Source organism: Sediminicoccus rosea, from assembly GCF_033547095.1.
Classification (GTDB): Bacteria; Pseudomonadota; Alphaproteobacteria; order Acetobacterales; family Acetobacteraceae; genus Roseococcus; species Roseococcus rosea.
In genome coordinates, this window is record NZ_CP137852.1 from 4,238,194 (window position 1) to 4,253,719 (window position 15,526).

Consider the following 15,526-nt stretch of genomic DNA (forward strand, 5'->3'; position numbering starts at 1 on the left):
GCCCGGGATGTGGGATCAGTGCTTGAAGTCCGCGGCGTTGGCCGAGCCGTCCGCGTTCTCCGAGAAGATGTCCCGCTTGTAGGTCTCGGGCACCATGAAGATGCCGATGACCACGGTCGCGAGCGCGATGATGATCGGGTACCAGAGGCCGGCATAGACGTCGCCGGTCTGGGCGATGATCGCGAAGGCCGTGGCCGGCATCAGGCCACCGAACCAGCCATTGCCGATGTGATAGGGCAGCGACATGGAGGTGTAGCGGATGCGCGTGGGGAAGAGTTCCACCAGCGCCGCCGCGATCGGGCCGTAGACCATGGTCACGTAGATCACCAGCAGCGTCAGCATGGCGATCAGCACGGCCGGCTGCTCGCGGAAGACGTCGAAGGGACCGGACATCTTCACGACGGTCGGGTTGGCGGCCGTCGGGTAGTTCACCGCATTGAGCGCGGCCGTGAGCTGCGCCTGGAATTGCGGGTTGATGCGCGCCTGGCCGTTCTCCACCACGGTGGCGTTCACCACCGGCTGGTTCGCGACCTGCACGGTCACCGCCTGCTGGCCCGGCGTGTTCTGCACGCGGTAGTTCACCGAGGCACGCGCGAGCGCCGCCTTGGTCACGTCGCAGGGCTGGGTGAAACGGGCGGTGCCGGTCGGGTTGAACTGGAAGGAGCACCCGTTGGTGTCCGCCGAGACGACGACCGAGATGTTCGCGTGCGCGGCCGAGAGGGCGGGATTCGCCTCATGGCTGATCAGCTTGAAGATCGGGAAGTAGGTCACGGCGGCGATGAGGCAGCCGCCCAGGATGATCGGCTTGCGGCCGATCTTGTCGGACAGCCAGCCGAAGAAGACGAAGCCGCCCGAACCCAGCACCAGCGACCAGGCGATCAGCATGTTGGTCGTGAAGCCATCCACCTTCAGCACGGAGCCGATGAAGAACAGCGCGTAGAACTGGCCGGTGTACCAGACCACGGCCTGGCCCATGACGAGGCCGAGCAGCGCGAAGAGCGCGATCTTGGCGTTCTTCCACTGGCCGAAGGCCTCGCCCAGCGGCGCCTTGGAGACCTTGCCCTCGTCCTTCATCTTCTGGAAGGCCGGGCTTTCCTGCATCTGCATGCGGATCCAGACCGAGATGGCCAGAAGTGCCAGCGAGAGCAGGAAGGGAACGCGCCAGCCCCAATCGGCGAAGGCGGCCTCGCCCAGGACGGAGCGGGTGCCCAGGATCACCAGCAGCGAGAGGAAGAGGCCCGCCGTCGCCGTGATCTGGATGAAGCTGGTGTAGAAGCCACGGCGCCCGTTGGGCGCGTGCTCGGCCACATAGGTCGCGGCACCGCCATACTCGCCGCCCAGCGCCAGGCCCTGGAGCATGCGCAGGATGATGAGGCCGATGGGCGCCAGGATGCCGATCTGGTCCGAGGTGGGCATGATGCCGACGATGAAGGTCGAGGCACCCATGATCACGATGGTGACGAGGAAGGTGTATTTGCGGCCGACGAGGTCACCCAGGCGGCCGAAGACCAGCGCGCCGAAGGGGCGGACGAGGAAGCCGGCCGCGAAGGCGAGCAGCGCGAAGACGTTGCGCGTCGTCTCGTCATACATGGAGAAGAACTTCACGCCGATGACGGCGGCGAGCGAACCGTAGAGGTAGAAGTCATACCACTCGAAAACGGTGCCGAGGGAGGAGGCCAGGATGACCTTCTTCTCCTCGGGCGTCATCGGCTTTGGCGCCGATGCCGCGACTGCTGCTGATGCCATTCCCAACCCTTTCTTTTTTCAGACGAAAACGTCCATGCAAACACGGGCTGGCGCCGAGGGGCGACCAGCGAGGCAGTGCCGGCAAAAAGACAGGATGGTTGTGGCTGAGACCTTGCGCTGGATCAAATTAAGGGTACGTGCGCGAAACGTAATTCATTGCATTGCTGCTATGCAAAAATTAACGCCTATTCAGTAGGTTGTCGGCCGTTTTGACGGCATCGAAACGACGCTCAAGCTCCTGCTGGGTGCTGACGATCTGGAAGCGCAGCGCGCCCTTGATGGCGAGGCTTTCGCCCTGCCGCTGCTCGGAATGGATGGGCAGCGTGGCAAAGAGCACGGGCTCGGCCAGCAGCTTCTGCCGGTGCGCCGGCTGGGGCGGCTCCAGCTGGAGGCTGGCCAGATGGTGCGGCAGGCCGTCGCGGGCCGCCTCGGCGCTCGCCGCCTCCTCGGGCGGCGGCGGCTCGGCCAGGAGGGCGGCCGCGTGCAGCGGGACCAGCGCCGCGGCCAGTGCCGCCTCCTGGCCCGGGGCATGCGGGCGCAGATGCGCCTCCACCAGCGCGGTGACATCGGTGAGCGCCGAGAAGAAGACCTGCCAGCGGCAATGTGCCAGCGCCGCCTGGAAATCCGGGTCCGCGAAGAGCTGCTTTTCGCTGCGACCCGCCTTCACGCGGCAATAATCCAGCACCGTCTTCTGGGCGACATAGGCGGCCTGGGCGTGCAGGAAATCGCCCAGCGCCTCGGGCGAGGCCTCAGGGCGGCGGCGGAAAAAATCGAGAAGGGCCAAGGGCTGCACTCCGGACGGCGGCGGGTATGGCGCGAAAGCCACGCCCTTTCCATGGGATTAAACATTAACCATTCTTAACTAATCACGCTCAACCGCCTTCGTTAGATGACAAAATGGAGGGCGTGGGTCGGAAACCCGCGCCGGGAGGAGAGCAAGCATGCCCTTAGTCGAATCCGGTCCCGAGCCGGAATCCGCAACCACCGCGGCCGTGGATCCGGCCACCGCGCAAGCCTACTGGAAGAAGACATCCGCCCTGATGTGGACGGTGCTCGGGATCTGGTTCGTCGCCGGCTTCGGCGTGCATTTCTTTGCGCAGACCCTGAACCCCATCCACATCTTCGGCTTCCCGCTGGGCTTCTACATGGCCGCGCAGGGCAGCCTGATCGTCTTCGTCGTCGGCCTCTTCTGGTTCGCCAAGCGCCAGAACGAGATCGACGAGGAGTTCGGCGTGCAGGAGGACGCGTAAGATGGCTGACGCCACCGGGGCCAAGGACCCCTTCATCGCCAATCTGAACAAGATCTATGTCGGCTACACGGGCGGCTTCGCCTTCTTCGTGGTGCTGCTCGGCATTCTTGAGCAGATGGGCGTGCCCGATCGCATCATCGGCTACCTCTTCGTCTTCCTGACGATCGGCGTCTACGCCTATATCGGCATCATCAGCCGCACCCAGGTCGCCTCCGAATACTACGTGGCGGGGCGGCGCGTGCCGGCCATCTACAACGGCATGGCCACCGGCTCCGACTGGATGTCGGCGGCCAGCTTCATCGGCATGGCGGGCAGCCTCTATGCGCTCGGCTATGGCGGCCTCGCCTTCATCCTGGGCTGGACCGGCGGCTACATGCTCGTCGCCATCCTGCTCGCCCCCTACCTGCGCAAGTTCGGCCAGTACACCGTGCCGGACTTCCTGGGTGCGCGCTTCGGCGGCAACTGGGCGCGCTCCATCGGCGTCATCGTCCTGATCACCGCCTCCTTCGTCTACGTCGTGGCGCAGATCGTGGGCGTGGGCATCATCACCCAGCGCTTCCTGGACGTCTCCTTCACGGTCGCGGTCTTCCTGGGCCTGGCCGGCATCCTGGTCTGCTCCATGCTGGGCGGCATGCGCGCCGTGACCTGGACCCAGGTGGCGCAGTACATCATCCTCATCATCGCCTATCTGATCCCGGCGATCCTGATGTCGGTGAAGATCTCGGGCGTGCCCATCCCGCAGCTCATGTACGGGCTCGCGCTGGAGCGCATCGAGGTGCTGGAGGCGGGCTTCCGCGCCGCCGGCATGACGCCCCCGCCGGGTGTCACCGGCTGGCATACGGCACCCTTCATCGGCGCCAATGGCCAGTTCAGCATGAACGCGGCGGTCAACTTCTTCGCGCTGATCTTCTGCCTCATGGTCGGCACCGCGGCCCTGCCGCACGTGCTGATGCGCTACTTCACCACGCCGTCCGTGCGTGAAGCCCGCGCCTCGGTCGCCTGGTCCCTGTTCTTCATCTTCCTGCTGTACTTCACGGCGCCGGCCTATGCGGCCTTCGGCAAGCTGGAAATCTACCAGACCGTGATCGGCCAGCCGATCGCGAACCTGCCGGAGTGGATCAAGAACTGGCAGATCATCTCGCCCTACGGCACGCCCTGGATCAACATCGTGGACGTGAACCGCGACGGCATCGTCCAGTGGGGTGACTTCCGCATCCATCCGGACGTCGTGGTGCTCGCCACGCCGGAAATCGCGGGCCTGCCCTACGTGATCGCGGGCCTGGTGGCCGCCGGTGGCCTCGCCGCCGCGCTCTCCACCGCCGACGGCCTGCTGCTGGCACTGGCCAACGCGCTCAGCCACGACGTGTACTACAAGATGATCAACCGCGACGCGCCGACGGCCCGCCGCCTGGTCATCTCCCGCGTGCTGCTCCTGATCGTGGCGGTGGCCGCGGCCTGGACGGCGGGCTCCATGGGCGCGGACATCCTGTTCCTCGTCGCCTGGGCCTTCTCCATCGCGGCGGCGGGCCTCTTCGGCGCGCTGGTGATGGGCGTCTGGTATAAGAAGACGACCAATGCCGGCGCCTGCTGGGGCATGGCGGTCGGTTACCTCGTGACCTTCTTCTACCTGATCTGGTCCGAGTTCTTCGGCCTCAGCTTCATGCAGACCTTCGGCACGAAGGAGGCGATCCTGCGCGCCGCCACCGCGACGGCCGCCCTGCCCATGGCCTCGGCCGAGCTGAAGGCCTATGCGGCCGGCCTCGTCGCCAATGCCTCGGCGATCCAGGACGGCTCGCTGGCCTGGTTCGGCTCGCTCTGGGCCGGTTCGGGCCTGCCGACGGACCATGTGGTCCTGCGCGGCCGGGTGGTCGGGCGCCTCTGGGGCCTGAACAACATCTCGGGCGGCGTGTTCGGCGTGCCGCTCTCCTTCCTGACCATCTACCTGGTCTCGAAGTTCACCACCGCCCCGTCTCAGGCGATGCAGAACTTCGTGGAGGACATCCGCATCCCGCGCGGCGGCGTCCGCCTCGCCGACCGTCGCGAGGCGGTGGAGTAAACAGAAGCCCGATCTTGGGCTAACAGGGGCGGCCGCGGCAGCGCGGCCGCCCCATCTTTTTTCGAACACCCTTCGCAGCGCCAGGACCCATGGATCAGCCGCATTTCGTCTTCGGGCACCTGCCCTTCTGGCTCGTCACCTACACGCTGGCGCTGACGGCCTGGGCCTGCCTCGGCCGCTTCATGATGAGCTTCTTCCTGCCGCCCGAGAGCCCCAACTACATCTGGCGCGGCTTCCGCGTGCTGAGCGACTGGGCGGTCTGGTGCGCGGCCCGCCTGGTGCCAAGCTATGTGGCGCCGATGTACCTGCCGCTGGTGGCGATGTGCTGGCTGTTTGGCCTGCGCATGCTCTTCGGCATCTTCATGATTTCCGCCGGCTGGGCGCCCCGCCTGGCGCCGGCCGCGACGGGGGGCTGAGCCATGACACCGCAGGGTCTTTTCGTCACCATCGTCTCCGTCTGCCTGATCAACGGCTTCATCTCGCCCATGCTGGCCGTCGCCTGGCACCTCCACCCGGTCTGGATGCCCGAGATGATGCCCGCCACGCGGGAGACCATCTTCTATGGCGCGAGCCTGATGGTCTCGACCGGCACGCTGCTGCTCTCCGCCGTGCCTGGCGCCATCGCCGAGCGGATGGGACTCAGCCTCGTGAACGCCATGTGGGTCTGGCTGGGCGCCGCCGTGCTGCTGGTGCTGTTCGGCTTGCGCTGACTGCAACCCCTGCGTGTAGGATGGCAGCCTCCCGGCCCGGAAGACCGCATGGGGAGCACCGCATGGATCGCCTGGACGCCTTCGCCGACATCTCCATCCGCCGGGCCTGTGCCTTTGTCGGCCTCGGCGCCGTCACGGTGATGCTCTCCCTCTCCTTCGACCCGGTGCTGGCCTTCCGCACGGGCGCCGAGATCACCGCCGTGCTGGCCGTGGGCCTCGCCCTCGCCGCCTGGCGCGCGCCGCGCCGCAACATCCGCCACACCGAGGTCTACGCCATGCTGCGCGGCGCGGGCGTGCCGGCCAACTGGCTCAGCGCCGAGGTGAACCGCGCGCAGATCGTCGCCGTGCTGCGCGCGCGCCTCGCCTGGCACGCCGAGCGCGTGGCCGTCACGGCGGTGATGCTCTGGGCCATCGCGCTGTTCTTCTGGCTGCTGCGCCCTGGATGATCGGGCCCCGCCATGGCATGAAACGCGGATGACACAGATCGGCATCGCCGGCATCGCCGGCCGCATGGGCAAGCTCCTGGCCGAGGAGGTGGCGGCCGCGGGCTGCACCCTCACCGGCGGCACCGGGCGGGGCGATGATCCCCGCGCGCTTTTCGAGAAGAGCGAGGTGGTGATCGACTTCACCCATGCGCACAGCGCGCCCGCCCATGCCGCGCTGGCGGCCGAGTTGGGGCGCGGGCTGGTGCTGGGCTCCTCGGGCCTTTCGGCCGCGGAGGAAGCGGCGGTGGCCGAGGCCGCGACGCGCGCGCCCATCGTCTATGCCGCCAATTTCGCGACGGGCGTGAACCTTGTCATCGCCATCGCCGAGAAGCTGGCCGCCGCCCTGCCCGGCGCGCAATACGACGCCGAGATCGTCGAGATGCATCACCGGCAGAAGGTGGATGCGCCATCGGGCACCGCCATCGCCATGGGCCGCGCCGTGGCCCGCGGGCGCGGCACCACGCTGGAGGAGGCGGGCCGCGAGTCGGGGCGTGACGGGCATACCGGCGCGCGCGGCACCGGCACCATCGGCTTCGCCGCGCTGCGCGGCGGCCAGGTGGTGGGCGAGCACACGCTGCTCTTCGCCGCGGGCTCCGAGCATATCGCCCTCACCCATCGCAGCTTCGACCGCCGCGCCTACGCGACGGGCGCGGTGCGCGCCGCACAATGGCTGAAGGGCCGCCCGCCCGGCCTCTATTCGATGAACGACGTGCTCGGCCTCGGGTGAGCCGCTTCGTCTTCCCGCTGGCCGAGGCCCAGGCGGCGCCGCCCGAGCCCGGCCGGATCTCCGCCCGCATCTTCGGCCAGGGCAGCCTGGAATTGCGCTGGTATGCCCCGCGCGGCGAGGACCTGCAGGCGCCGCATGCGCAGGACGAGGTCTATGTCATCGTCACCGGCCGCGGCTGGTTCCGCCGCGGCGAGGAGCGCCTGCCCTTCGGCCCCGGGGACGCGATCTTCGTCCCCGCCCATGTGCCGCATCGCTTCGAGGATTTCTCCGGGGATCTTGGCGCCTGGGTGATGTTCTACGGCCCGCCCGATGGTGAAGCCGGCGCGGGGCGGCCGGGGGGGTGAGCCGCGTTGCGGCGATTCCACAGCGACGCGACCTGCCCTAGCGGACCATACGCGGCGCCGGCTGCCCCAGCGTCGCCCAGGCTGGCCAGCCGATGAAGCGCTCCACCAGCACCAGCGCCACGCAGCAGGCCAGCACCACCGCCATGAGGATCGCGTGGCGGCGGGAGGGCGGGTTGCGGAACCATTGGGCCAGGCGCATGGCCCAGCGGATCATCGGGTCCATGCGGGGGCGTCGCTGAGCGGCTGATTCACATCTTGGGTGTGCCACCAAAGCCGGCCGGGCGCTACCGCGCCTCGCCGGGCGTGATGCCGAAGGCGGCACGAAAGGCGGCGCCGAAGGCCGGCGCGCTGGCATAGCCGACGGCCGCCGCCGCGCGTGCGGGCGTCGCCCCCTGGGCCAGCAGCGCGGCCGCTTCCGTCAGGCGCAGCGCCTGCCGCCAGCGGGCGAAGCCCATCCCCGTCTCGGCCTGGAAAAGCCGCGCCAGCGTGCGCGCGCTGGCGCCGCAGCGCGCCGCCCATTCCTCGAGGCTGAGGTCGCTCGCCGGGTCGGCCGCCAGCGCTTCGGCCAGGCGCCTGAGCCTGGGGTCGCGCAGGGCGGGCACGCCGAAGGGCAGGCGCGGCGCACGGGCCACCTCCTCCGCGATCAGCGCGGCGAGGTGCCCGCCGCGCCCGGCCTCGTCCCACTCCAGCGGCTCGGCGCAGGCGGCCAGGATCAGTTCCCGCAGCAGCGCCGAGACGCCAAGCACGGCCGGCCCCGCCTCCCCCACCCGCGCCGCGTCGGCCCGGAAGAAGAGCGCCCGCATGGCGACGCGCCCCTCGGTGCGGACCTCGTGGCTGAGGCCCGCCGGCACCCAGAGCGCCCGGCCCGGCGGCACCACGAAATCCGCCCCCGGCGTGCCCACGCGCATCACCCCCTGCGTCGCGTAGAGCAGTTGCGCCCGTGCATGGGCGTGCCAGCCCGTCGCCTCGCCCTCGGCGTAGTCGCGCGAGAAGCCGGCGAGCGGGCGGTCTACCTGCTCATGCGCGATGGTGCGGAGGTTTTGGCCGATCAGCGACATGGATCGTCCTGGCGTTGCTGGACAGACAGGCTAGCCTGCCGATCCTGGAAAGGAAATGCCATGACTCCCGCCACGCGCCAGATCTGCTTCATCAACGCCGCCCACACCTTCACGCATTACGGCCTGCTGGTGCTGGCTACCGCCGTCCTCGCCATGGTGCAGCAGGAAGAGGCCTTCGGCGGCGAATACGGGCCGATCCTGGCGCTCGGCACCGGCATGTTCGTGCTCTATGGCCTGGGCGCGCTGCCCATGGGCTGGCTGGCCGACCGCTTCGGCCGCAAGGCGATGATGGGCGCCTTCTTCCTGGGTTCGGGCGCGGGCATGGCGCTGGCCGGCCTCGTGGCCGGGCCCTGGGGGCTGGCCGTGGCGCTGGCCATGATGGGCGCCTTCTCGGCCATCTATCACCCGATCGGCACCGCCATCATCGCGGAGGCGGGGGGCGACCGCGTGGGCCGCGCCATGGGCATCAACGGCGTCTTCGGCAACCTCGGCGTGGCGCTCGCGCCGGTGGTGACGGCCTTCCTCGCCGCGCAATTCGGCTGGCGCTACGCCTTCGTGGTGCCGGGCCTGGTCTGCATGGGCGTGGGCCTGCTCTACCTGCGCGAGCCGCCCTTCGACGCGAAGAAGGCCGGCGTGCAGACCCGCCCCTTCCCCGTGATCCCGGCCGATGTGGTGCGCCGCGCGGTGATCTCCCTGCTGATGATCGCAACCGTCTCCGGCCTCGTCTTCAACGCCTACACCCTGCTGCTGCCCAAGCTGATGCAGGAGCGGCTGGCCAACAATCCGGACCTGCTGCCCGTGGTGGGGCTGCTCGCCTTCCTCGCCACCATCTGCGGCGGCGTGACGCAATACACGGTCGGCCAGATGATCGATCGCCGCACGCTGAAGTCGGTCTTCATGCCGCTCGCCATCGTGCAGGTGCCGGGGCTGCTGGCGCTCTCCTTCCTCGATGGCTGGGCGGTGCTGCCCATCTCCGCCATGGTCGCCGCCGCCATCTTCGGCCAGGTGACGGTGAACGAGACGATGACGGCGCGCTATGTCGCGCCCGAGTTGCGCGCCAAGCTCTATTCCATCCGCTTCACCGTGGGCTTCCTGGGCGCCGCGCTGGCCTCGCCGCTGGTGGGCCTGTTGCATGAGGCGACGGGCGACATGGCGCTCGCCATGGTGGTGCTGGCAGGTGTGGCCGCCATCACCCTGGCCTGCGCGCTCTGGTTCCCGAACCGGCCGGAGGAACTGCAGCCCGAGCTCTGGAGCCGCGCCGCCACCCCCGCCCCGGCCGCCACCCCGGCGGAGTAGCGCCCGCCGCGCTTGACCGGCCATGCCTGGCGGGACCAAGGATGGCCGCGGATGACGCTCCCCTCGCCCCAGCAGCTCCGCTACCTCACGGCGCTCGCCGAGCATGGGCATTTCGGCCGCGCCGCCCAGGCCTGCGCCGTGACGCAATCCACCCTCTCGGCCGGCATCCTGGCGCTGGAGCGGCAATTGGGCGCGACCCTGATCGAGCGCGGCGCCACCAAGCGGCCGATCTTCACGCCGCTCGGCCTCGAGGTGCTGGCCCAGGCGCGCGTGGCGCTGGCCGCGCTGGAGGCCGTGACGGAGGCGGTGGAGACGGCGCGCGACCCGCTCTCGGGCACGTTGCGCCTGGGGCTGATCCCGACCATCGCCCCCTTCCTGCTGCCGCGCCTGACGCCCGCGCTGCGCGCCGCCTTCCCGCGGCTGCAGCTCATCCTGCGCGAGGAGACGACGGAGCGGCTGATGGCGCAGCTCGAGGCGGCGCGGCTGGACCTGCTGCTGCTGGCGCTGCCGTGCGACTGCGCGGGGGCGGAGCTGGAGCCTATCGCGACCGACCCCTTCCTGCTCGCGCTCCCGCCTGGCCACCGGCTGGCCGCGCTGCCCGAGGTGCCACTCGGCGCGCTGGCGGGCGAGCGCGTGCTGCTGATGGAGGATGGGCATTGCCTGCGCGCCCAGGCGCAGGAGGCCTGCGGCCTGCCGCGTGGCATGTCCTCCGGCGGCTTCGCCGCCACCTCGCTGCACACGCTGGTGCACATGGTGGCGGGCGGCTTCGGCGTGACGGTGCTGCCGAGCCTGGCCGTGGAAGGCGGCGTGCTGGGAGGCACGGACCTTGTCGTCCGGCCCATGCTGGCGGATATGCCGGGGCAGGCGGTGCCGGCGCGGACCCTCGCGCTCGCCTGGCGCCCACGCAGCCCGCGCGCGGCGGAATTCCGCGCCCTCGCGCAGGCCATCGCGGCCGGATTGGAGTAAGGGATGGACCTCGGACGCATCTTCGGCGCGGTGCTCGGCGGCGCCGCGCAACCGCCGCGGCGGCGGGCCGGCAGCGCCACGCGGCGCGGCGGCAGCGGCCCCTTCGGCATGACCCAGGCCGAGACGCGGCAGGTGGGCCGGGCGCTGGGCGCACTCGCCACCATCGCGGCCGAGGCGCTGTCCAAATCGAACACCCCGCCCGCGCCCGCGCCGCAGAAGACATCGCCCGCCGGCCGGGCGCCCGCGCCGGCCCCCTCCCCCACGCCGCCCCCCGCGCCGCCTCCCGCCCGGCGCCTGCCGGAGGTGGTGCCCAAGGCGCCGCCGCCGCCCTCGGCCGAGCATGCGGAAGCGCGGCTGCTGCTGCGCGCCATGATCGCCGCCGCCCGCGCCGATGGCGTGGTGGACCGCGCGGAACGCCAGGCCATTGCCGCCCAGCTCGACGCGGCGGGGCTGAGTGCCGCCGAACGCGACCAGGTGCTGGCGGATTTCGACCATCCGGCGACGGTCGAGCAGTTGTCCGATGCCGCGCGGGACCCCATTCTGCGCGCGCAACTTTACGCGGCCGCCTTCGCCGCGGCGGGTGAGATCAGCGCGCAGGAACGCGCCTGGCTCGACCGCCTCGGCGAGGCGTTGAAGCTGCAACCCGCGGCCCGCAAGGCCATCGAGGACAGATTGGGGAAATGACCATGTTCACGCTCAACGCGGCCCAGGCGCGGATCCGCGACGCGGCCCGCGAATTGGCCAAGGACGCCTTCGCGCAATCCGCAGAGACGGACCGCAGCACGCAATACCCCTGGCCGATGGTCGAGAAGATGACGCGGGCGGGCTTCATGGGCATGACCGTGCCGCGCGAATGGGGCGGCCAGGGCGCCTCCTACCTGGATGCCGTGCTCGTCGTGGAGGAAATGGCCAAGGGCTGCGCCGTCTGCGGCCGCATCGCGGTCGAGGCGAACATGGGCGCGATCGGCGCCATCATGGCCTATGGCACGCCCGCCCAGAAGCGCATCGCGGCCGATCTGGTGCTGGCCGGCGACAAGCCCGCCATCTGCATCACCGAGCCCGAGGCGGGCTCCGCCGCCAGCGAGATGACGACAACGGCCGTGAAGAAGGGCGACCGCTGGATCATCAACGGCGTGAAGCACTGGATCACCGGCGGCGGCGTCTCGAAGCTGCACCTGATCTTCGCCCGCGCCATCGAGGATGGCGTGGAGCAGGGCATCGGCGGTTTCCTGGTCGTCCGTAACGGGGCGAATGATCCGGCGAACCTGGTGGTGCACAAGCGCATCCCCTCCATGGGCCTTTGCGGCATGCCCGAGGCGGAGCTGCATTTCCGTGACCTGGAGGTGGCGGACGACATGGTCCTGCGTGCGCCGGGTGGATTCAAGCGCGGCTTCGGCAAGCTGATGGACGCCTATAACGGCCAGCGCGTCGGCGCGGCCACGGCCGCACTCGGCATCGCCGCCGGCGCCTATGACCGCGCGCTGGATTTCGTGCAGCAGCGGCGCCAGTTCGGCCGGCCCATCGCGGAATTCCAGGGCCTGGGCTGGATGCTGGCCGACATGTCCATCAAGCTCGAAGCCAGCCGCGCGCTGATCTGGCAGGCGGCGGCGAGTGCCGGCCCCAATGGCTTCCCCGATCGCCTGATGGCCGCGCGCGCCAAGGTGCTGGCCGCCGACAGCGCGGTCGAGGTCACGAACATGGCGCTGCAGCTCTGGGGGGCCGCCGGCTATTCGCGCGAGAACCCGATGGAGCGCGCGGTGCGCGATGCGCGGATGTTCCCCATCGCGGGCGGCACCGCGCAGATCCTGCGCAACCAGGTCGCCGAGCAGCTGCTCGGCCGCAAGCTGCCGCAGACGCGGGATGGCATGCTGCGGCTCGCCATGGACGAGGCCGCGAAGTTGGCCGCCGAATGAGGCCCGCGCTCGATCAGCAGGTCACCTTCCTCTACGCCGAGAACCCGGAGGAATGCTGGCGCTTCTACGAGGAGGTGCTGGAACTGCCTTTGGTGCAGGACCAGGGCAGCGTGCGGATCTACGGCATTGACGGCACGCGCGCCTTCGTCGGCGTCTGCCGGGCCCGCGCGCCGCGCGCCTCGGAGAATCCGCGCGTGGTGGGCGGCGTGGTCTTCACGCTGGTGACGCAGGATGTGGAGGGCTGGCACGCCTTCCTCACGGCCAAGGGCGTGGCCCTGCCGATGGCGCCGACCTATTCCGAGGCCTACCGGATCACGCATTTCTTCTTCAACGATCCGGCCGGCTACACGATCGAGGTGCAGCGCTTCGAGCGGCCGGACTGGCCTTCCCTCAGGCCGGCCGTCTGATCAGCCGGGCGAGAGGCGCCGGAGCAGGGTGACGAGCTGCTCGCGCTCGCGCTCCGAGAGCGGGGCCATCAGCGCGTCATTGGCGCGCATCCCGGCCTCCCGCCCCTCGCGCACCACCGCCTCGCCCTCGGGCGTGATGGTCAGCACGCGCAGGCGGCGGTCCATCGGGTCGCTCGCGGTGCGCATGAAGCCGCGCGCGATCAGGCGGCGGACGACGCCCTGGATGGTGGCGGAGTCCATGCCGGCCAGCCGGCCCAGGTGATTCTGGGTGGCGCGGCCCATCTGCGAAAGCCGGACGAGGGTGGCGAATTGCGGGCCGGTGAGGCCGAGGCCCTGGGCGCGATCCTGGAAGATGGCCTGGTAGCGCTGGTGTGCGAGGCGCAGGAGATGGCCGGCCGAGGCGTCCAGGCAATACTCCGGAGCGCGCGACGCAGGCCGCGGCCGGCGCACGACAAGGCTGGCGGGTTCAAGGATTTCGCTCATCGGACCCCGGCATTTGGCCTGCTTCGTTGCGCTGTCCGCAGGCAAGAGTCAAGGCCGCGAAGCCCCGCAACTCCAGCATTGCATAACGATGCACCTTTGGTTAAGGCCACGCGCACGGCGCCGCAAACGCGGCGTGACGCATGGGAGCGAAATGATGACCGAATCAACCAATGCCGGCCGTCGTGGCCTGCTGAAGGCCTCCGCTGTTGCCGCCACGGGCGCCGCCATCCTGGCCACGCCGCAAGTCAGCCGCGCGCAGACCGTGACCCTGCGCTTCCAGTCGACCTGGCCGCAGCGCGACATCTTCCATGAATTCGCGGGCGACTATGTCAGCCGCGTCAACGCGATGGCCGGCGGCCGCCTGCGCCTTGAGCTGCTGGCCGCGGGTGCCGTGGTCGGCGCCTTCCAGTTGCTCGATGCCGTGCATGCCGGCACCCTCGATGGCGGCCATGGCGTCTCGGCCTACTGGTTCGGCCGCAACCGCGCCTTCTCGCTCTTCGGCACCACGCCGCCCTGGTTCGGCGATGCCAACCAGCTGCTCGGCTGGTTCTACTATGGCGGCGGCGAGGCCCTGTATCGCGAGCTGATGCACGACACGCTGCGCATGAACGCCGTCGGCTTCATGTCCGGCCCGATGCCGACACAGCCGCTGGGCTGGTTCCGCAACCCGATCGAGCGCGCCGAGCAGATCCGCGGCCTGCGCTACCGTACGGTGGGCCTCGCCACCGACCTCTTCCAGGAGATGGGTGCCGCCGTCGTGGCGCTGCCGGGCGGCGAGATCGTCCCCGCGCTGGAGCGCGGCGTCATTGACGCGGCGGAGTTCAACAACCCCTCCTCCGACCGCGTCCTCGGCTTCCCGGATGTGGCGAAGAACTACTACATCCAGTCCTACCACCAGGCGGTGGAATGCTTCGAGATCCTGTTCAACCGCCAGCGCTTCGACGCCCTGCCGGCCGAGAACCAGGCCCTGCTGCGCCACTGCGCCGAGGCGGCCTCGGCCGACATGTCGTGGAAGCTGCAGGACCGCTACTCGCGTGATCTGCTGGCCATGTCGCAGACCCAGGGCGTGAACGTGCGCCCCACGCCGCGCCCCATCCTGGACGCCCAGCTCCAGGCCTGGAACCGCGTGATCGAGCGCCAGGAGGCCGACAACAGCAGCCCGGCCGCCGGCCCCTTCTTCAAGAAGGTGTGCGACAGCCAGCGCGACTGGTGCCGCCGCGTCGGCAACTTCATGCTGCGCTACCAGGTGAGCCCGGTGGTCTCCTACAATCACTTCTTCGCCCGCGGCTGAGCGGACGGAACTCCAGCACCCGGCCCGGTGAGCTCGCCTCACCGGGCCGGTTTTGTATCGGGGAAGATGAACATGACCGACAGTTTAGTGACAGGCGGCCTCGCCGGCCTCGTCGTCGTGGCGCTCATCATCGGCATCGCGTTCTCCACCAATGAGGTGGTGAGCCGGGCCCTCCTGGCCGTGGACCGCTTCTCCACGCTGATCGGCCAGACCTTCTCCTGGACCATCCTGCTGCTGACGGCGGCCATCACCTATGAGGTGATCGCGCGCCGCTTCTTCTCGGCCCCCACCAACTGGGGCTACGACGTGCAGTACATGCTCTACGGCACGCTGTTCATGTTCGCGGGCGCCTATGCGCTCAGCCGGAACGGCCATGTGCGCGGCGACTTCCTCTACCGCATGATGCCCGCGCGCCGGCAGGCCATGCTCGACCTGCTGCTCTACATCCTGTTCTTCTTCCCCGCGATCTTCGCCTTCATGGTGGCTGGCTGGCACTTCTTCGAGCTGAGCTGGATCCAGAACGAGCGCAGCATGTTCTCGCCCTCGGGCCCGATCATCTGGCCGTTCAAAGGCATCATCCCCGTCGTCGGCTTCATCATGCTGCTGCAGGGCCTGGTCGAGGTGGTCCGCTGCGTGCGGGCCATCCGCTCGGGCGAGTGGCCGCAGCGCCTCTCCGACGTGGAGGAGCTCGACCAGATCATCCTCGCCAAGGCGGCCGAGAAGTCGCCCGAGGAACTCGCCCGCGAACTCGCGGAAAACGCCGACGCGGCCCTCTCCACCAAGGGACGGTAAAC

General features: G+C 69.6%; 20 protein-coding genes. 15 read left to right on the plus strand and 5 right to left on the minus strand.

The features are described from left to right. Window positions 1-15: 15 nt before the first annotated feature. Complete coding sequence (locus tag R9Z33_RS20395) at window positions 16-1,707, minus strand: MFS transporter (protein WP_318648403.1); 1,692 nt, start codon at window positions 1,705-1,707, stop codon at window positions 16-18. Between R9Z33_RS20395 and R9Z33_RS20400 the strand changes: the two genes are divergently transcribed. Then, the gene (locus tag R9Z33_RS20400; RefSeq protein ID WP_318648404.1) at window positions 1,682-1,942 is read left to right on the plus strand and encodes a hypothetical protein; all 261 of its coding nucleotides are present in this window, start codon (window positions 1,682-1,684) and stop codon (window positions 1,940-1,942) included. The two genes, R9Z33_RS20395 and R9Z33_RS20400, sit on opposite strands and share 26 nt — an antisense overlap. Here R9Z33_RS20400 and R9Z33_RS20405 read toward each other — a convergent pair. Beyond that, window positions 1,925-2,530, minus strand: a complete 606-nt coding sequence (locus R9Z33_RS20405; protein WP_318648405.1) for a hypothetical protein — start codon at window positions 2,528-2,530, stop codon at window positions 1,925-1,927. The two genes, R9Z33_RS20400 and R9Z33_RS20405, sit on opposite strands and share 18 nt — an antisense overlap. 157 nt (window positions 2,531-2,687) lie before the next feature. Between R9Z33_RS20405 and R9Z33_RS20410 the strand changes: the two genes are divergently transcribed. From R9Z33_RS20410 to R9Z33_RS20440, 7 genes are all read left to right on the plus strand, one after another. Next, window positions 2,688-2,996: a DUF4212 domain-containing protein gene (locus R9Z33_RS20410; protein WP_318648406.1), complete on the plus strand. Its 309-nt coding sequence runs from the start codon at window positions 2,688-2,690 to the stop codon at window positions 2,994-2,996. A gap of 1 nt (window position 2,997) precedes the next feature. Beyond that, window positions 2,998-5,052 carry a sodium:solute symporter family protein gene (locus R9Z33_RS20415; RefSeq protein WP_318648407.1) on the plus strand — a complete coding sequence of 685 codons (2,055 nt, stop codon included), beginning with the start codon at window positions 2,998-3,000 and terminating at the stop codon, window positions 5,050-5,052. Between the two features lie 89 nt (window positions 5,053-5,141). Then, window positions 5,142-5,468, plus strand: coding sequence for a hypothetical protein (locus R9Z33_RS20420; protein ID WP_318648408.1), 327 nt, complete (start codon window positions 5,142-5,144; stop codon window positions 5,466-5,468). 3 nt (window positions 5,469-5,471) lie between these two features. Further along, window positions 5,472-5,762, plus strand: coding sequence for a hypothetical protein (locus R9Z33_RS20425; RefSeq protein WP_318648409.1), 291 nt, complete (start codon window positions 5,472-5,474; stop codon window positions 5,760-5,762). Window positions 5,763-5,824: 62 nt separating this feature from the next. Next, a complete protein-coding gene (locus R9Z33_RS20430) occupies window positions 5,825-6,208 on the plus strand; it encodes a hypothetical protein (protein ID WP_318648410.1) in 384 nt (127 codons plus the stop codon). A 28-nt stretch (window positions 6,209-6,236) separates the two neighbouring features. Continuing rightward, window positions 6,237-6,974: a 4-hydroxy-tetrahydrodipicolinate reductase gene (gene dapB, locus R9Z33_RS20435; RefSeq protein WP_318648411.1), complete on the plus strand. Its 738-nt coding sequence runs from the start codon at window positions 6,237-6,239 to the stop codon at window positions 6,972-6,974. Beyond that, the gene (locus R9Z33_RS20440; RefSeq protein WP_318648412.1) at window positions 6,971-7,318 is read left to right on the plus strand and encodes a cupin domain-containing protein; all 348 of its coding nucleotides are present in this window, start codon (window positions 6,971-6,973) and stop codon (window positions 7,316-7,318) included. Before dapB ends, R9Z33_RS20440 begins: the two co-directional genes overlap by 4 nt. A 37-nt stretch (window positions 7,319-7,355) precedes the next feature. On the opposite strand, the gene R9Z33_RS20445 is transcribed toward R9Z33_RS20440, so the two are convergent. Together R9Z33_RS20445 and R9Z33_RS20450 are read right to left on the minus strand one after the other, a co-directional pair. Continuing rightward, the gene (locus R9Z33_RS20445; RefSeq protein ID WP_318648413.1) at window positions 7,356-7,541 is read right to left on the minus strand and encodes a hypothetical protein; all 186 of its coding nucleotides are present in this window, start codon (window positions 7,539-7,541) and stop codon (window positions 7,356-7,358) included. 61 nt (window positions 7,542-7,602) lie between these two features. Next, on the minus strand, window positions 7,603-8,376 hold the full coding sequence (locus R9Z33_RS20450) for an AraC family transcriptional regulator (protein ID WP_318648414.1): 774 nt from the start codon (window positions 8,374-8,376) through the stop codon (window positions 7,603-7,605). Window positions 8,377-8,436: 60 nt separating this feature from the next. Here R9Z33_RS20450 and R9Z33_RS20455 point away from each other — a divergent pair, with 60 nt between their 5' ends. From R9Z33_RS20455 to R9Z33_RS20475, 5 genes are read left to right on the plus strand one after another with little or no spacing between them, the layout of a single operon-like run. Further along, window positions 8,437-9,672 (plus strand): MFS transporter, encoded by a 1,236-nt coding sequence (locus tag R9Z33_RS20455; RefSeq protein ID WP_318648415.1) that lies wholly within the window; start codon window positions 8,437-8,439, stop codon window positions 9,670-9,672. Between the two features lie 51 nt (window positions 9,673-9,723). Next, window positions 9,724-10,638: a hydrogen peroxide-inducible genes activator gene (locus tag R9Z33_RS20460; RefSeq protein WP_318648416.1), complete on the plus strand. Its 915-nt coding sequence runs from the start codon at window positions 9,724-9,726 to the stop codon at window positions 10,636-10,638. 3 nt (window positions 10,639-10,641) lie between these two features. Further along, complete coding sequence (locus R9Z33_RS20465; protein ID WP_318648417.1) at window positions 10,642-11,322, plus strand: DUF533 domain-containing protein; 681 nt, start codon at window positions 10,642-10,644, stop codon at window positions 11,320-11,322. 2 nt (window positions 11,323-11,324) lie between these two features. Continuing rightward, window positions 11,325-12,551, plus strand: a complete 1,227-nt coding sequence (gene acdA, locus R9Z33_RS20470) for a 3-sulfinopropanoyl-CoA desulfinase (protein WP_318648418.1) — start codon at window positions 11,325-11,327, stop codon at window positions 12,549-12,551. Further along, window positions 12,548-12,958: a VOC family protein gene (locus tag R9Z33_RS20475; protein ID WP_318648419.1), complete on the plus strand. Its 411-nt coding sequence runs from the start codon at window positions 12,548-12,550 to the stop codon at window positions 12,956-12,958. Before acdA ends, R9Z33_RS20475 begins: the two co-directional genes overlap by 4 nt. Here R9Z33_RS20475 and R9Z33_RS20480 read toward each other — a convergent pair whose 3' ends face one another. Next, a complete protein-coding gene (locus tag R9Z33_RS20480) occupies window positions 12,959-13,441 on the minus strand; it encodes a MarR family winged helix-turn-helix transcriptional regulator (RefSeq protein ID WP_318648420.1) in 483 nt (160 codons plus the stop codon). 154 nt (window positions 13,442-13,595) lie between these two features. Between R9Z33_RS20480 and R9Z33_RS20485 the strand changes: the two genes are divergently transcribed. Then, window positions 13,596-14,732, plus strand: coding sequence for a TRAP transporter substrate-binding protein (locus R9Z33_RS20485; RefSeq protein ID WP_318648421.1), 1,137 nt, complete (start codon window positions 13,596-13,598; stop codon window positions 14,730-14,732). Between the two features lie 72 nt (window positions 14,733-14,804). Beyond that, a complete protein-coding gene (locus R9Z33_RS20490; RefSeq protein WP_318648422.1) occupies window positions 14,805-15,524 on the plus strand; it encodes a TRAP transporter small permease subunit in 720 nt (239 codons plus the stop codon). Window positions 15,525-15,526 lie beyond the last annotated feature (2 nt).

Excerpts from the sequence above, each read along its gene's own strand:
- R9Z33_RS20400 (WP_318648404.1), top strand. The coding sequence starts at position 1,682 with ATGACCTTCTTCTCCTCGGGCGTCATCGGCTTTGGCGCCGATGCCGCG.
- R9Z33_RS20395 (WP_318648403.1), bottom strand. The coding sequence starts at position 1,707 with ATGACGCCCGAGGAGAAGAAGGTCATCCTGGCCTCCTCCCTCGGCACC.
- R9Z33_RS20410 (WP_318648406.1), top strand. The coding sequence starts at position 2,688 with ATGCCCTTAGTCGAATCCGGTCCCGAGCCGGAATCCGCAACCACCGCG.
- R9Z33_RS20415 (WP_318648407.1), top strand. The coding sequence starts at position 2,998 with ATGGCTGACGCCACCGGGGCCAAGGACCCCTTCATCGCCAATCTGAAC.
- R9Z33_RS20420 (WP_318648408.1), top strand. The coding sequence starts at position 5,142 with ATGGATCAGCCGCATTTCGTCTTCGGGCACCTGCCCTTCTGGCTCGTC.
- R9Z33_RS20425 (WP_318648409.1), top strand. The coding sequence starts at position 5,472 with ATGACACCGCAGGGTCTTTTCGTCACCATCGTCTCCGTCTGCCTGATC.
- R9Z33_RS20430 (WP_318648410.1), top strand. The coding sequence starts at position 5,825 with ATGGATCGCCTGGACGCCTTCGCCGACATCTCCATCCGCCGGGCCTGT.
- dapB (WP_318648411.1), top strand. The coding sequence starts at position 6,237 with ATGACACAGATCGGCATCGCCGGCATCGCCGGCCGCATGGGCAAGCTC.
- R9Z33_RS20445 (WP_318648413.1), bottom strand. The coding sequence starts at position 7,541 with ATGGACCCGATGATCCGCTGGGCCATGCGCCTGGCCCAATGGTTCCGC.
- R9Z33_RS20450 (WP_318648414.1), bottom strand. The coding sequence starts at position 8,376 with ATGTCGCTGATCGGCCAAAACCTCCGCACCATCGCGCATGAGCAGGTA.
- R9Z33_RS20455 (WP_318648415.1), top strand. The coding sequence starts at position 8,437 with ATGACTCCCGCCACGCGCCAGATCTGCTTCATCAACGCCGCCCACACC.
- R9Z33_RS20460 (WP_318648416.1), top strand. The coding sequence starts at position 9,724 with ATGACGCTCCCCTCGCCCCAGCAGCTCCGCTACCTCACGGCGCTCGCC.
- R9Z33_RS20465 (WP_318648417.1), top strand. The coding sequence starts at position 10,642 with ATGGACCTCGGACGCATCTTCGGCGCGGTGCTCGGCGGCGCCGCGCAA.
- acdA (WP_318648418.1), top strand. The coding sequence starts at position 11,325 with ATGTTCACGCTCAACGCGGCCCAGGCGCGGATCCGCGACGCGGCCCGC.
- R9Z33_RS20475 (WP_318648419.1), top strand. The coding sequence starts at position 12,548 with ATGAGGCCCGCGCTCGATCAGCAGGTCACCTTCCTCTACGCCGAGAAC.
- R9Z33_RS20480 (WP_318648420.1), bottom strand. The coding sequence starts at position 13,441 with ATGAGCGAAATCCTTGAACCCGCCAGCCTTGTCGTGCGCCGGCCGCGG.
- R9Z33_RS20485 (WP_318648421.1), top strand. The coding sequence starts at position 13,596 with ATGACCGAATCAACCAATGCCGGCCGTCGTGGCCTGCTGAAGGCCTCC.
- R9Z33_RS20490 (WP_318648422.1), top strand. The coding sequence starts at position 14,805 with ATGACCGACAGTTTAGTGACAGGCGGCCTCGCCGGCCTCGTCGTCGTG.